Origin of the sequence: Kosakonia sacchari SP1, from assembly GCF_000300455.3 — a bacterium.
Lineage (GTDB): Bacteria > Pseudomonadota > Gammaproteobacteria > Enterobacterales > Enterobacteriaceae > Kosakonia > Kosakonia sacchari.
Map to the genome: position 1 here is coordinate 247,363 of NZ_CP007215.2, position 16,141 is coordinate 263,503.

The following is a 16,141-nucleotide window of genomic DNA, read 5'->3' on the forward strand; positions in this document are numbered from 1 at the left end:
TAACCAAAAGCTGTTGATGGCCACATGGGGTTTGCAGTGAGCAATAAAAAGCCCGGCCGCATTGCGCGAGCCGGGCGGTATTTAGCCTAACGTTTAGCCGTTAGCGAAATATCAATCTTCTTCTTCATCCCGCAGCGGGACAATCAGCATATCGACGTGTACGGTGTTAATAAGCTGACGCGCGGAAGACATCAGTTTGCTCCAGAAGTCCTGATGGTGGCCGCACACCACCAGGTCCATATCGTATTTCTTAATCGCATCCACCAGTACTTGGCCCAAATCGCCGCTGCCGCTCAGGGTTTCAGTGATCGGGTAACCCGCGTTGGTGGAAAGCTCGGTCAGCGCCTGATGCGTTTCGTCGGAGATACGTTTTTGCATATCGCCGAGGTTAACGTCGATAAGCCCAGTGTAAAGATCGGAATAGTTCACATCGACATGAATCAGGGAAATTTTCGCGTTGTACGGTCGCGCCATAGATACCGCTTTCTCAACCAGCAATTTGCTTTCGGGGGAGAGATCGACTGCGATAAGGATATGTTTGTAAGCCATAGTGTTACTCCTTCCATAAGTTGTCGATGACCATCGGGGTTAAAACCCCCTGATGCTGTTGCACTGCGCCCGCATCCTGCGTTTCACGTGAGCGTAGCGCCCGGCCTTAAAGATCTCATTGAGAAGATATTTGTACCTTATAACGCTCTTTTCGCACCGTCAATCAACCTGGATCACGATTCACTTAAGCAATATTTACAGCCAGATGCATTGATGATGCTGACGTGTGTGGCAAAAAAATAAACTGATCTCCTACACTATAAATAAACCGTACGGAAAACAGACGGTGTCCCTCAGTTGTCTGGTGCATGGAAGCGAAGTCAATTGCGGGACACCGCCTGTGTTGTCATCCCGTACGGCGATTAATACTCTTCGTTGTTTGGCTTGGTTGGGTATCCGGGAGCGAGGGTCCAGGAGCGAATCTCTGTGGGCGGTCGCCGGGGAGGGGATATGGTAATCAGCACTGTTGCGCTGTTTTGGGCTTTGTGTGTCGTATGTGTGGTTAACATGGCGCGTTATTACTCATCGCTGCGCGCGCTGTTAGTAGTACTTCGCGGATGCGACCCTTTACTTTATCAATACGTGGACGGTGGCGGCTTTTTCACTTCCCACGGTCAACCGAGCAAACAGATGCGGCTGGTGTGGTATATCTACGCCCAGCGCTATCGCGACCATCATGATGATGAATTTATTCGCCGCTGCGAACGTGTGCGCCGTCTGTTCATTTTAACCAGTTCGCTCTGCGGTCTGGTGGTGGTGAGCCTGATTGCACTGCTGATTTGGCACTGAATTGAAACCATAAAAAAACGGGCCAGCAAGCGGGCCCGTTTTTGTCGTGCGCGAAACGCGTTAAATCAGATGCAGCGCCAGCCAGTACAGCACGCCGGACAGAATAATCGATGCTGGCAGGGTGAAGACCCAGGCCATCAGAATATTGGTCACGGTTTTGCGCTGCAGGCCACCACCGTCGACGATCATCGTCCCGGCAACGGAAGACGACAGCACGTGCGTAGTGGAAACCGGCATCCCGGTATAACTTGCCAGACCGATAGAAACGGCGGCTGTCATCTGCGCGGACATGCCCTGCGCATACGTCATGCCTTTCTTACCGATCTTTTCACCGATGGTTGTCGCCACACGACGCCAGCCAATCATCGTACCCAGGCCTAACGCCAGCGCGACGGCCATGATTATCCAGATTGGCGCGTACTCGATGGTGCTCAGCATATCGCCTTTCAGCTTCTTCAGCAGACGCTGGTCGTCAGCGCTGACTTCCGGCTGCTTCGCCACCTGGTCGGTGATATCAGACAGGCAGAGCATAATGCGACGCAACTGGCTGCGTTGTTCCACCGGCAGTTTGTCGTAGCTTTCAACGTTGGTCAGCATCGTTTTCGCGCGATCCAGCGCCATAATGGCGCGGCCTGGATGGCAATGGAACTCACCCGGTTGGGTGGCCACTTCTTCCGGCGTTGGGATGAGCGGATCAATACCGGTCGCTTTTTGCAGCAGCGCCGGATGTTGCTGGAAGTACGTTTCCACGTTGTTGACGGCATCACGCGTACGGGTGATGTCGTAACCGGAGGCATTCATATTGACCACGAAGCCCGCAGGCGCAACGCCAATCAGCACCAGCATAATCAAGCCGATACCTTTCTGACCGTCGTTCGCACCATGCGAGAAACTCACGCCAATCGCCGAGAGGATCAGCGCGATGCGCGTCCAGAACGGCGGTTTTTTCTTGCCGTCGATTTTCTCACGTTCAGCAGGAGTCATATGGATGCGCGCACGTTTTTTCGTGTTGCTCCAGTAACGACGCAGGATAAACACCAAACCGCCAGCGAACACCAGGCCTACGATCGGTGAAACGATCAGCGAAGCGAAGATATTCAGCACTTTCGGGATGTTTAACGCGTCCACCACCGAGGTGCCGGTCATCAACGCATTGGTTAAACCAATACCGATAATCGCGCCAATCAGGGTGTGGGAGCTGGAAGCAGGCAGGCCCAAATACCAGGTGCCAAGGTTCCAGATAATAGCTGCCAGCAGCATGGAAAAGACCATCGCCAGACCATGCGCAGAGCTAACATTCAGCAGCAGATCGGTCGGCAACATATGCACAATCGCATACGCGACACTCAACCCACCCAGCAAAACGCCGAAGAAGTTAAACACCGCTGCCATCACGACCGCCAGCTGAGAACGCATAGCGCGTGTATAAATGACGGTTGCTACGGCGTTGGCTGTGTCATGGAAGCCGTTAATAGCTTCATAGAACAGAACAAAAACCAGAGCAAGCAAGAGTAATAGCCCGGTATGAAGATCCAGGCCGGCAAACAAATGTACCATAGGTCGTTAAGCCATTTTGAGGACATGAACGCGGCGCATTATCAGGGACATTGGCAGCGTCGGCAAAGTGAATTATGGATTTTTTTTGACATTATTTCTTAAATTAAACTGCGATTTTAAAATTAATTTATATTTTTCAATGCCCTGTTACCATTCGCGCGTATTCACGCTGGTGCGACCAGCGTGAACTCTTTACAATCCGCCACGATTTATCAATGAGGGTGAAGTTGTGGAAAAGTTTGATGCCATTGTTATCGGCGCCGGTGCGGCGGGCATGTTCTGCGCGGCGCTGGCCGGGCAGTCGGGTCGTCGGGTGTTATTGCTGGATAATGGCAAAAAACCCGGCCGCAAGATTTTGATGTCCGGCGGAGGACGCTGCAACTTTACTAACCTTTATGTCGAGCCGGCGGCATATTTGAGCCAAAACCCGCATTTTTGCAAATCTGCGCTGGCGCGCTACACCCAGTGGGACTTTATTGAGCTGGTCGGTAAATACGGCATTGCCTGGCATGAAAAGACGCTGGGTCAGCTTTTTTGCGATGATTCGGCGCAGCAAATTGTTGATCTGCTGGTGGCCGAATGCGAAAAGGGCAACGTTATCCAGCGTCTGCGTACGGAAGTGCTTAGCGTTGAGCGCAACGACGATGGCTATACCTTGCAACTCAACGGTGAAAGCGTGCAGGCGAAAAATCTGGTCATTGCGTCCGGCGGTTTGTCGATGCCAGGGCTGGGCGCCTCGCCGTTTGGTTATAAGATCGCCGAGCAGTTCGGTTTAAAGGTGCTGCCAACGCGCGCTGGATTAGTACCGTTTACCCTGCATAAACCGCTGCTGGAGCAGATGCAGACGCTTTCCGGTGTCTCGGTGCCATCGGTAATTACCGCCGAGGACGGTACGGTTTTTCGCGAAAACTTGCTGTTCACCCATCGGGGATTATCCGGCCCGGCCATTTTACAAATTTCCAGCTACTGGCAACCCGGTGAATTTGTCAGCATCAACTTACTCCCCGATGTCGATCTGGACGGCTTCCTCAATCAGCAGCGCGATGCGCACCCGAATCAGAGCCTGAAAAACACCCTGGCGATGCAGTTGCCAAAACGGCTGGTGGAGTGTCTGCAACAGCTTGGACAGATCCCGGATGTCACCTTGAAACAGCTCAATAGCCGCGAGCAGGAGAATCTGGTTGCGCTGTTGACGAACTGGCGCGTGCAGCCGAATGGCACCGAAGGGTATCGCACGGCGGAAGTGACGCTTGGCGGCGTCGATACCCATGAGTTGTCGTCCCGCACCATGGAAGCCCGCAATGTGCCGGGGCTGTACTTCATTGGTGAAGTGATGGATGTCACCGGCTGGCTTGGCGGGTACAACTTCCAGTGGGCGTGGTCGAGTGCCTGGGCCTGCGCACAAGCCTTAGCGGCGGATCCTTCTGCCTGAGCCCGCAGCGCTGAATAAAAAAGCCTTGTCCGGGCTTTTTTATCGCCGGTGAAACGCTAACATCTCTTTTGTTACAGCGGCACACCTGAGCCAGTGGAGACGAAGGTGCTTTCAGGAAAGGTGTGGCGCTTGCTGAGGGCGTATTTGTCCACGGTTTCGAACATTTCAGCGAAAAGCGCATCATCTTTCTTCGCCCAGAAGGTATCCAAATCATCTCCGCCCCATATCTCATGGGTATGGCATACAAATTCAAGTAAACCATTCTCGTGCGGCGTGAAGTCGATACGTTTAGCGCTATTTGCCGCAATAATGTGTTGATAGAAAAGCACGATCTTACAGTCGCAGCCTTGTGCGTTGTACAACGACAAGAATTCGTTGAGATGTTCCCGTAAAAGGGAGAGATCCGAATGCTCGGTGATTCGGTGATGATAGAGAAACACAAAATCTTTTTTGCCCCGGTATTGTAGCTGGCGGGAAATGCGACGTTGAAATGCGCGGCTGTCTTCTTTAATTCTTAACGGATCATGATGAGTGAATTCAAAACCCAGCATATGCCTTTCGCTGTAATGCCCTACGCATTTTTCGTAAAATGTCGAGCGCACAACGGCATGCTCGCCATCCGGAAAATGTTGTAAATGCTCTTTTTCCAGTAAATGGCGATAATCGTCTTTTTCCATTTGCAGAATATATTCAATATTAGAACGCCCGGAGGAAAAAACCGAGCTGAAGGATTTTCGGTTATGTCGGCGGAGAATATCATCAGGAAGGCAATTCTCACCCAATGAAACCCAAAGTACTTGCGAAGTGAAATTATTGCGATATTTCCATTTCTTATGCAGGTTGCGCATCGTTCTTTTCAGCGATTTGAGGTTATCTCGCACGCGTTGTTTAATGACTTCGCCTTTCATCAGGGGCACCTCATGTTGTTATTACACCATTCCAAATAAAGCGATGAGTCACCTTATCGCTACTGATTTTTATCTGTTCCGCTGCCTCTGAATATGTGCGCAGCGTGAATATAACTTGTTGTATTTGTTATTGTCTGGCATGGAATTTTTTATTCTGAGCTGGCGTTGTGAAATGAATTAATGCGATTTACTGAGAGTGAACAGTAAATTACGGGCATATCAGTGACATCCGCTATTACCTCTGTTTTGCGGATTTAAAATAAGAAAATCTGGATGATAGACTGGTGATAATTATTTCTTTTTGCAGGGAAGATAAATTATGCCAGCCATAATAATAAAGTTAGGTTATATACATGATATATCCTGAGTTATGCGCTTCATTAAGAAATTCCTCACGGCACATTTCATAAGCGCCATGAACGGGAGATAAATTTGATATAAACACTCACACGCCGTTACATATTTTACACTTTGTCTTGTCTTTTCCCCTCATCAGGAAAATCCCAAAATAGCCCGCCCGACTTGATGCAGGTCGCGGAATCAAAATAAAACTGCGTCAATTTTTCGTGGAGCCGATTGTTTTACGCCTTTAATATTTGCTGTCCTCTGCCGATAACGTCAGCACGCCCTCTGTTGCGCAATGACTGAAAAATATCTCTGACAAGGAACGAGAATGAAAACCGGCATGTTACTTCTGCCCGCACTGCTGGCCGTCGCTGTTAGCGCACAAGCCACTGATTACCCTGAAATCCAGGGCAAAAAAATCGTCAGCAACACCGTAAACCCCTTACTGATGATGCGCGTGAATGACCGCATTTCCGCCCTCAACCAGCTCGTTTTCAGCGACGGGCAACACATTAATCGCTGGGATGGTTTTGATTGCACTACCAACAAAGCGGTAAAGCTGTACTGGGAAATGCTGGATGATAAAGAGGAGGTGATTCGCCGCTTCTACGGCGACAGCTACGACCGCTACGCGGAGCCAAAGCCCCAAAGCGCGCTGGATGATATTGCTAAAAATCTTTGTCAGTCTCCCCGGCTGAAAAACCCGGAGTGGGTCTATATCGAGAAAAAGTCGAAATACGACACGCCAATCCTGCTGGATACGGCCTCTGTATTGCGAGTTAATGAGTTGCTGATCGCTAAAATTGGTTTTGAATACAGCGAGATCACGTTCGATCCGCCGTATGACGCGCCCTACGATTTGAAACTTGAAATACATGCCTATGATTGCCAAACCCAGCATGACAAGGTCATGGCCGGTCTGGATATCACGCCAGAAGGTTATGTCTCGGACAGCCTGACCGGTAAACCGGCAGAGCGTCGTGCGGACACATTTGTCAACACACCGGCCACCGACGCTGCGTTCAAACAGCTTTGCGCCATGAGCACGCCGACTGCGTTTAAAGGGGAAGGGGTGTACGTTCCGTCAACGAAGAAAAAGAGCGTCTCCACCCTCCTTGGCCCGATGCTGCCGGATTTCACCAATAATGCACCGCAGTGGATGGCCCAGTTCCCGCTTCCGGCCGATCTCGAAAAACAGGCGGTACAAATTGTGAACCCGTGGGCTACGCCGCGCTTTAAAAAGCTGACATGGGACATGCAATGGGGTGACAACGAGGTGGTTCCCATGCAACTGGATGTGCAACCCAACGGGTTAATGCTGTTGCTGGAAAACTACAAAATGTTCAAAGCGCAGCGCCTGACGCTCGGTAATCTTGGGCAGTTCAAAGGCGGCACCAGCATGAGTTATGCGCCAACGGTGGTTAAGCAATTACAGACCAACTTGCGTTTCCCGTTGCATCAGGGGCAGACATTTACGTTTGATACTGTTTCGTCGAAAACAAACAAAGACGATAAAAACACGGTGATTAATCGCCGTTGCGAAGTAACCGGCAGTGATGACGCGCGCCAGATCAGCAGTGCGTTCAGCGGGCGTTACTGGAAAGTCTCCTGTGAAACGCAAAGCGACAGCGGCACGATAAAAGAGACGCGGGCCTGGCTGTCAGATTTGAATGTCTTTATACCGTTAACCGAGTGGGAAAAAGGCAAAGAGGTACCGGTGAAAATGACCAATGTTGCGGTCACACGCTAATTAAACGTAAACCTGAGCCGGCTGGCTCAGGTACAACCGTTAGTCAGGGCAATGCAGAGTACGCAGAAGCGTTATGCCCAAGTGCCATGCGTTGAAACAGAAATCAACGCATGGCGCTATCAGTAGCGGCGGAAGGAAGAGAGTTTATGCAACTGGCGACCGCGACCGTCAAAGTTGTCCTCGTTCAGCCAGCTGTTCATCATTGAGGAGAGACCCGGCCATTCGCGTACGGTAATTGAAAACACCGTAATATCGCTCAGCCGTCCTTTACGGATTTTCTTCTCGCGCAAAACCCCTTCTTTCACAAAACCAATACGTTCTGCCGAATGAATGGCGTCCGCGTTATAACTGCCGGTGCGCCATTCACATCTGCGGTACTTCAACAGGTCGAAAAAGTAAGACAAAACAAGATAAAGGCTTTCGGTACTCATGCGTGTTCTTTTCATTAACGGCGTCCAGTTAACGTCGCCAATATCAAAAGAACCATTTTCCTGATCAAATTTTCCAGTATAAAAAATACCTTTTATTTGCTTATCCTCTTTATCTTGTACCGCGAAATAGATCCTGTCAGGGCGTGACGCGAGATTTCTGAGATAGGCATAACATGCGGTCATATCTTTCGGCCGGGGATCTTCAAGGTAGGTCCAGTCCCGGTCATCATCAATGCTTTGCCATTCCGGGAAGAGATCTTCCGCGTGATCCACGACAAGCGGTATAACGTCGCAGTAACGGCCTTTAAGCGAAATTTTTTCTGGCAGCGGGCGTTTTGTCCAGTCCTGGATCTCCTGACCAATGCGCTGTCCATACTGATTAAAAAATTCCATTATCCCCTCCTGATTATTACGAATTTAATCCTGCTTAACTCTTATTAAATGGGTGTTAAATGGCAATGACGTATAGAGCTATATTTTATCGGCATATAATTATGAGACTTTATATAATCACGCAAATAATATAACGGCGGGTGTTTTAAAAACTTATACTGCTTTTCATCTGGCGTGTCTGCGCTTTCGCGTGAAAGTGGGATAATAATCGCGAAACATGTATTGCATAATTTAACTTAGCGCTTTTGAATAACACAGTTGCAACAGCGCAATAGCAATTTAGCGGCATAAGAATTGGCCTAAGCGTCATTTTTTAACGATTGTTCTCCGTCTGCTTGTAAAAAAATGACTCTTTTTTTAGTAGGTTAATCGCGGATTAGGATAATTCCTGGCATTTCTTGCCGAGAAAAACCAGACAATATTGATCTTTTTGTTTACAGCAATCGTGCGGTAGCTTTTTCTCAAACCCGTAACGTTAAACTTCTGGACAGCACCCGGAATCGTGCATGTCCCTACGTCAGGATCCGATTTATGAGCAATCGAATTACTGTTCAGTTACCCGTCGAAGGACTGCTTTTCTGGAAGATTTCCGGACGGGAAGCGCTGTCCGAAGCCTTCACCTTTAACCTGCAGTTGCTGGGCACCGACGCGCGAATGGACCGCAGCACGCTGCTGGGTAAATCGGTGACTGTCGCTATTCCAACACAAACGTTGACCGGCGCGCCGCGCTACCTTAACGGTAAAATCACCCGCGTGGCGGTGAGCGCTATTGAGCTTTCCGGCACCCGTTACGCGGTGTATCAACTCACCGTGGAGCCGGATCTCTGGCCGATGAAGCGCGACCGCAATCTGCGCATCTTCCAGGGCCAGACAGTCCCGCAAATCGTCAAAACCCTGCTCGGCGAATACCAGGTCAACATTGAAGACAAACTGACCGGCAGCTATCGCACCTGGGACTACTGCGTGCAGTACCAGGAGAGCAGCTTTGATTTCATCAGCCGTCTGATGGAGCTGGAAGGCATTGCTTACCACTTCCGCCACGAAGCGGACAAACACACGCTGGTGCTGACGGATGCGGCGACTCAGCATGATCCCTTCAGCGGTTACGAAACGATTCCTTATCACCAGACCCCTTCCGGCGGCAGTACCGACGAAGAGGGTGTCAGCCAGTGGGCGCTGGAAGATAGCGTCACGCCGGGGCTTTATAGTCTTGATGACTACGATTTCCGCAAACCCAACGCGTGGCTGTTCCAGGCGCGGCAAAACCCGAGTTCACCCTCGCCTGGCACCATCGATGTTTATGACTGGCCAGGGCGCTTTGTCGAACACGGTCACGGCGAGTTTTACGCCCGCATCCGCCAGGAACGCTGGCAGGTGGAGCATCAGCAAATTGAAGGCACGGCAACAGCAATTGGCATTGTGCCGGGCAGCACCTTCCAGTTGACCAATGCGGCGTTCTTTAACGATAACGGCGAATATCTGGTGACGGCGGCGAACTACTTTTTTGAAGAGAACCGCTATGCCAGCGGTGCCGACAGCGAAACCATTCACCGCATTGATTTCAGCGTTATCCCCTCATCGGTGGTGTTCCGCCCGGCGCAGCAAACCGCGTGGCCGCGCACCTACGGCCCGCAAACTGCGCGCGTCGTTGGCCCGCAGGGGGAAAGCATCTGGACGGATAAATATGGCCGCGTGAAGGTGAAATTCCACTGGGACCGGCTGGCAAAAGGTGATGACACCAGTTCCTGCTGGGTGCGCGTCTCCAGCGCATGGGCCGGGCAGGGCTTCGGCGGCGTGCAAATTCCACGCGTGGGCGACGAAGTCGTTATCGACTTTATCAACGGCGACCCGGACCGGCCGATTATCACCGGACGTGTCTATAACGAAGCCAGTATGCCGCCGTGGGCGCTGCCCGCTGCCGCCACGCAGATGGGCTTCCTCAGCCGCTCAAAAGATGGCTCGGTCGATAACGCCAACGCCCTGCGTTTTGAAGACAAAGCGGGCGAAGAACAGGTGTGGATCCAGGCGGAACGTAACATGGATACGCACGTCAAAAACGACGAGACGCACAGCGTTGGCGGTTCACAGAGCGTGAGCGTCACCCGTGATTACACCGGTTCGGTGGCGGGCAAACATACCCAGGCAACACAGCTCTCGCACGAACAACTGGTTGGTGGCGGCTTTACACAGATGGTGCAAGGCCCGCTGGTGCAGGCTTCTGACAACAGCATTCAGTTGGTGGCGGGGCAATCGGTGCTGACGCTTGGCGCGAACGGCACCGTCACGCTGAAATGTGTGGACTTTCAGATCGATGCGATCGGATCAGGTGCTATCAACACTGCGGGCCTGCTGGATTTAAACCTGACAAAACCGACAAAAGGTGAAGATGCGCAACCCACCATTGCGCAGATCCAGGCGGCGGTAAAAGCGGCATTTAATCAAGGGACGGATAAATAATGGCGACGGCGCAATTTGTACTTTCCGAAGGCGAACTCACGCTGCCGGATGCTTACCAGGATCGCAGCATTAACGTGCTGAAATTCAAAGAGAACAACGCCACGCTGGTGATCACTCGTGCGTGGGATATCAAACCCGGCGACGAAGAGAGTTTCCTTAACCAGCAACTGGCTAAAGTGAAACGCAGCATGCGCAAAGTGGTGACCGGCGAAACGCAGGACAGCACGGTTGCCGGGCAGCCCGCCCGCGAAGTGTCGCTGCGTTTCGAAAACCAGGGCGCAGTGATATATGAAAAACTCGCCGTGACCCGCATTGACGACCATCTGCTGGTGCTGACGCTCAGCCGTACCATGCCGTTTGATACGGACGCCGACGCGTTCTGGACATCAATCCGTACAGGTTTACAGCTGAGGGCGTAAGGATGACGGATTACATCGCGGCCCGCATTGAAGACCCGCTGGTTCATAGCTCTGCGCTGGCGGATCTGGTCAGTGGGCTGGTAGAAGGGGCGATTGTCCTGGGGATTGTGTTCATCGCCGGAACGGGTATTGGCGCCGTGGTGGGCGCCGTGGCGATTGGCGCGCTGATGGTCAGCGGTACGCTGGGCAAAATTGGCGATGCGGCCGGGAAAATGGTGGACTCGCTCATCGACCCCGGACCGCCGGATGCGCATATCGTATCCGGCTCGGACGATGTCTTTATCATGAAGAAAAAGGCGGCGCGCGCCGCGGCGACGGTAGACAGGGACTATTTACAAAACCTTGCCGCCGCGCCTGCCGATGAGAGCATCGACTGGGCAGCCATCGGCATGTTAGCCCTTGCTGGTGCCGCGGCGGTGATGAAAACCGCCCTGAACCCGAGTGCGGCGCTGCTGGCGGTGGCCGAACGCGCCAGTCATCTTACGCTCGACGACATGAAAAAGTGGGGCTCCAACCTGTGGGAAGATTTGACGCAGCCGATGGTGGAGAGCGCCGATCCGCATGCCACACCGATGCCGAAAGATAACGTCGACTGTAAAAAAGGGCACATGGTTACCAGCAGTAACTTTGTCGCCCAGGGCTCCAGAACCGTTTTAATCAATAACCAGCCTGCCGCGCGCAACGGCGAGAAAAGTACCTGCGAAGCCGAAATCAAAGTCAAAGAAGATCCGCGCGTGCGCATCGGCGGCGAAACCATTACCGTGCGCGATATCCGCAGCGGCAAAAATCAGCTGGCTTACCTGATTGGTAACTTGCTGGGGAGCCTGGGAATCGGCGCGCTGTCGCGCCTGGTCAAAATGGCCTGTGAGCGTCAGCTTGTTCGCGGCCTGCTCAAAGAGATCATCTGCCCGCTCGGCGGCATGGCCGTTTCACAGGTTCTTACCGCCGCGGCCATCAGCGCAGTGAATACCGCTTTCCCGGTGAACATTCCTACCGGCGCAAAAGTCCTCGCCAAAGAAGAGGATCTCGATTTTGTGCTGCCAGACCGTATGCCGCTTTACTGGCAGCGTATCTATCACAGCCGCAACCGCGCCACCGGCATGCTCGGCACCGGCTGGATGCTGCCGTTTGAAACACGGCTGCTGCGCCTGGCCGATAATCAGCTGATCTTCCGCGATATGAGCGGGCGCGAGCTGGGGCTGGGCGAAGTGCTCAGCGGCGATATGATCTCCTACCCGGAAGATGGCCTGAAGCTATTTTGCAGCCCCAACGGGGCGATGGTTATTCAAACCGGCGACGGCGAGCAACAGATTTATGAGCCGGACCCAACGCGTCCCGGTGAGTGGCGCATGCACCGTCTGTATGACCGCCACGAAAACGCCCACTATTTTAGCTGGAATGAACAAGGTCAACTGGCGCGTATCTCCAGCGATAACGAAGCGCTGGATGTGGAACTGGAGTACGAAGCCGCGTTCGGGCGGCTGCGTGCGGTTTACCAGGTGTACGGCGGCGCGCGCCATCTGCTGGTTTCCTATCGCTATAACGAACAAGGGCAACTGATTGCCGTTACTGACGCCGATGATATCGTCACCCGTCAGTTCGGCTGGGATCGCGCCAGCGACATGCTCGCCTGGCACGGCTTTGCGACCGGCTTAACCGTCCATTACCAGTGGCGTCCCGCCGCTGACTCCAGCCACTGGCGCGTGAGCGGCTATCAGGTGCATGACGAACAAGGCGCGGTGCTGGAAAACTGGCGTATCGACGCTGATGAAACCAAACGCTACGCGCGCGTCAGCAACGATGAAGGCGTGGTGAGTGAGCACCACTGGGATGCGCTGTACCGCATCACGGATTACACCGATGTGCACGGCGGCAACTGGCAATTTAGCTGGTCGGGGAAATCCGAGCAGCCGCTTGCGGTGATTCAGCCGGACGGCGGTCGCTGGGAATATGCGTGGGACGATCGCGGCAACATGACGCTGGAGCGCGATCCACTCGATCGCGCGACGCTGAAAACCTGGCACCCGCTGTACGACTTCCCGCTGACCGAGGTGTTACCGGACGGCGCAAGCTGGCGCTATGAGTACAACCTGGCGGGCGATGTGGTGTCGTTGACCGACCCGGAAGGTGGGGTGACCCGCTTTGAGTGGAACGACCAGGGCGATTTGCTCCGCCGTATCGATGCGCTGGAAAACAGCCACCGCTTCTGGTGGGACGCGCTGGGGCAGTTGATCCGCGAAGAGGATTGTTCCGGCAACCTGAGCCGCCGCCAGTATGACGATGCCGGTCGGCTTGCGCTGACTACCGATCCGATGGGCAACACCGAACGCTATATCTGGAGCCCGGCAGGTCGCCTCAAAACGTTCATCCGCGCCGATGGCCGCGAAACTCTCTTCCGATACAACAAAGCCGGGCTGTTATGCGGCCAGAGCGTAGATGGCGTCAGCGAGCGCAAAGTGACGCTTAATGCACGCGGGCAAGTAACCGAAGCCATCGATCCCGCCGGGCATGTCACCCGTTTCCGCTTTAACCGCGCGGGTCGTCTGGTAACGCTGACCAACGCCAACAATCAGCAATGGCGCTTTGATTACACCGCCACCGGTTTGCTGACGCGCCAGTATGATTACGCCGGGCGGCAAACCGAATATCAGTACAACGCGGCGCAACAAGTCGCCACGCTGGTGCGCCACCCGGTTAGCGGCAGCAACCTGCCGCCGCAGGTGATGAACTACGAATATGACGCGCTTGGGCGCATGATCGCGCGGGAAACCGAGCAGCACCGCACCGAGTACCGCTATAGCGAACTGGCAACGGAAGTGCGCCGCTATGTTTACAGCGAGTGGCGTCAGGCGGCGATTGATATGCGCGACCCGGAAAACGCAGAAGTGATTGTTTTCCAGCGCAATAAACTTGGCGACCTGGTGAGCGAGGAGAACCACGCTGGCAAATTCGTACACCAGTACGACGCATTAAGTAACCTCAGCGCCACCACGTTCCCGGACGGTCGGCAGATGCAATACCTGCGCTACGGCACCGGGCATCTGCTGGAGATGCAGCTCATGTTCGGCGGCAAAACGCTGCCCATCACTGGCTATCAGCGCGACAAACTGCACCGCGAAACCCATCGCACGTTGGGCGCGCTGGAGCTGGAGACGCAGTACGACATCGCCGGGCGCATCACGCAGCGCCGCTGCATGGACAATGTGCGCGACCGGCTGGTCTTCGAACGCCGCTACCAGTGGGATCGTGCCGACCAGATTATCCGCCAGATGTATACCGACGGCGCGCCGCCAACACCTGCGGAGAAATATCGTCAGTCACTCTGGGGCTACGACGCCGCGGGGCGCATGACGCAGAGCATCCAGCCAACCGGCGAAGAACGTTTCTGGTATGACGCGGCGGACAACCGCACCACGCCGGATTTACCGCCGGTGTGGGACAACCTGCTGAAACGCCTGGAGGGCGTACGCTGGGAGTATGACGGTTTCGGTCGCATGACCGAACGCCACGACAGCCATCGCGGCACGGTGCAGCGCTTCAGCTATGACGATGAACACCGCATCAGCCAGGTAATTATTGAGGGCGACGCAGAGTTCACCCGGGCCGCATACCGCTATGACGCGCTCGGTCGCCGCACGGAAAAACAGGTGTGGCGACGCCATACCCGCAACGCGGAACGCACGCAGTACGCGTGGTCGGGACTGCAGATGGTCGGCGAATGCAGCGACAGCAACCCGGACGCCACCGTGCAGTATATCTATACGGAAAACAGCTACGAACCGCTGGCCCGCGTCGACAGCCGCGGCGAGCATGCGGAGGTTTACTGGTATCACACGGAGCTGAACGGTCTGCCGGAAAAAGTGACCGACAGCAGCGGCGATATTGTCTGGCAGGGCGTTTCCACCACGTGGGGACGCAGCGAGCGGGAAAACAGCAACGCGGACTGGGACGTACCGCAGAACCTGCGCTTCCAGGGCCAGTACCTCGACCGCGAAACCGGACTGCACTACAACACCTTCCGCTACTACGACCCCTGCGGCGGGCGCTACACCCAGATGGATCCGATAGGGTTACTGGGTGGGTTGAATACGTATACGTATGTGGTGGATCCGCTGGTGTGGGTGGATCCGCTGGGGTTAACACCTTGTATCACATTCAATAAAACTCATAAGGACTCGCTACCAAGGCCTAAAGGTATAGGGCCAAATGGTGGGCGCTTACAATCTCACCATGGATTGCAGCAGGAATGGGCTAATAATAACCTTTCTAAATATGGCTATGATCCGAAATTAGCTCCTACTGTAACTATAGAAACTGGTAAAGGGTTGCCGCATACTATAATTTCAAATGCACAAAACGCCAGACGAGATTTAAGAGTAACTCAAGGAAATGGTAAATGGTCGTCATCTCTTCAATCTGAATTAGATAATATAGTTACTGATTTTCGAGATGCAGGTTTTGACGACGTGTCTATACAGAAGGTGCTTGAACAGCAGTATAAAATGCTTGATAAACTTAATGTTCCATACAATAAGGTAATCATATAATGCATATTGATTTCTTTAATCTTAGTGAAAAATATCGTCTTGATGTATTTGAACCAGCTTCAAATGAGGCGGATATAAAAGCCATGCAAAAATACTTCAAAGGTACTGAGATTCCGGATGACTATATTCTCTTTTTATCACAAATGTCCGAGGCCGAAATTCTTGTAATGAATGAATCATATATAAGAATATGGGGGGCTAGTGGATGCTTAGAAATGAACTCCTCTCACAAAATTCAATATTATATTCCGAAATCCTTAGCTATAGGCGATGATGAGGGGGGGAAGGTTATTTTTTATGCTGAAGGTAAAAACGGTTTTGGACTATATAAAGTAGGTTTTGGTGACTTGGATATCAATGATGCAGAGTTTATTTCCCCATCATTGTCTGCGTTGTTAATAGATGGGGTTGGTGCGGAAGTATTTTTGTAACTTTATGGTTAAAATATTAACTGGTAATTTTATTACTGAAGTGATAAATAGTGAGAGATAAAACTAAATTTGTTTTATTATGTTGAGCTGGGATGTCAATAGTGGCATTCCGGCTTTTCTACTATTTAAATCA

11 protein-coding genes are annotated in these 16,141 nt (G+C 52.8%); 7 read left to right on the top strand and 4 right to left on the bottom strand.

Annotated features, from left to right (window positions below):
- Positions 1-111: 111 nt before the first annotated feature.
- A complete protein-coding gene (gene uspA / locus C813_RS24110) occupies positions 112-549 on the bottom strand; it encodes a universal stress protein UspA (protein ID WP_007369617.1) in 438 nt (145 codons plus the stop codon).
- Between the two features lie 450 nt (positions 550-999).
- Here uspA and uspB point away from each other — a divergent pair, with 450 nt between their 5' ends.
- The gene (uspB, locus tag C813_RS24115; RefSeq protein ID WP_017458289.1) at positions 1,000-1,338 is read left to right on the top strand and encodes a universal stress protein UspB; all 339 of its coding nucleotides are present in this window, start codon (positions 1,000-1,002) and stop codon (positions 1,336-1,338) included.
- A 60-nt stretch (positions 1,339-1,398) separates the two neighbouring features.
- Here uspB and pitA read toward each other — a convergent pair whose 3' ends face one another.
- The gene (pitA, locus tag C813_RS24120) at positions 1,399-2,895 is read right to left on the bottom strand and encodes an inorganic phosphate transporter PitA (protein WP_017458290.1); all 1,497 of its coding nucleotides are present in this window, start codon (positions 2,893-2,895) and stop codon (positions 1,399-1,401) included.
- Positions 2,896-3,124: 229 nt separating this feature from the next.
- On the opposite strand from pitA, the gene C813_RS24125 reads away from it, so the two are divergent.
- Positions 3,125-4,327, top strand: a complete 1,203-nt coding sequence (locus C813_RS24125) for a BaiN/RdsA family NAD(P)/FAD-dependent oxidoreductase (RefSeq protein WP_017458291.1) — start codon at positions 3,125-3,127, stop codon at positions 4,325-4,327.
- Positions 4,328-4,398: 71 nt separating this feature from the next.
- Here the strand turns inward: C813_RS24125 and C813_RS24130 are convergent, their stop codons facing one another.
- On the bottom strand, positions 4,399-5,235 hold the full coding sequence (locus C813_RS24130; protein ID WP_017458292.1) for a DUF1796 family putative cysteine peptidase: 837 nt from the start codon (positions 5,233-5,235) through the stop codon (positions 4,399-4,401).
- 673 nt (positions 5,236-5,908) lie between these two features.
- Between C813_RS24130 and C813_RS24135 the strand changes: the two genes are divergently transcribed.
- Positions 5,909-7,330 (top strand): hypothetical protein, encoded by a 1,422-nt coding sequence (locus tag C813_RS24135; protein WP_017458293.1) that lies wholly within the window; start codon positions 5,909-5,911, stop codon positions 7,328-7,330.
- 119 nt (positions 7,331-7,449) lie between these two features.
- Here C813_RS24135 and C813_RS24140 read toward each other — a convergent pair whose 3' ends face one another.
- Positions 7,450-8,154, bottom strand: coding sequence for a GNAT family N-acetyltransferase (locus C813_RS24140; protein WP_017458294.1), 705 nt, complete (start codon positions 8,152-8,154; stop codon positions 7,450-7,452).
- A 531-nt stretch (positions 8,155-8,685) separates the two neighbouring features.
- Here C813_RS24140 and C813_RS24145 point away from each other — a divergent pair.
- Genes C813_RS24145 through C813_RS24160 form a run of 4 tightly spaced genes read left to right on the top strand, consistent with a single transcriptional unit; the run spans position 8,686 to position 16,008 of the window.
- Positions 8,686-10,611: a type VI secretion system Vgr family protein gene (locus C813_RS24145; RefSeq protein WP_017458295.1), complete on the top strand. Its 1,926-nt coding sequence runs from the start codon at positions 8,686-8,688 to the stop codon at positions 10,609-10,611.
- Positions 10,611-11,030, top strand: coding sequence for a DcrB-related protein (locus tag C813_RS24150; RefSeq protein ID WP_017458296.1), 420 nt, complete (start codon positions 10,611-10,613; stop codon positions 11,028-11,030). Before C813_RS24145 ends, C813_RS24150 begins: the two co-directional genes overlap by 1 nt.
- Before the next feature lie 2 nt (positions 11,031-11,032).
- The gene (locus C813_RS24155; protein WP_025263806.1) at positions 11,033-15,577 is read left to right on the top strand and encodes an RHS repeat-associated core domain-containing protein; all 4,545 of its coding nucleotides are present in this window, start codon (positions 11,033-11,035) and stop codon (positions 15,575-15,577) included.
- Complete coding sequence (locus C813_RS24160) at positions 15,577-16,008, top strand: SMI1/KNR4 family protein (protein WP_017460115.1); 432 nt, start codon at positions 15,577-15,579, stop codon at positions 16,006-16,008. Before C813_RS24155 ends, C813_RS24160 begins: the two co-directional genes overlap by 1 nt.
- Positions 16,009-16,141 lie beyond the last annotated feature (133 nt).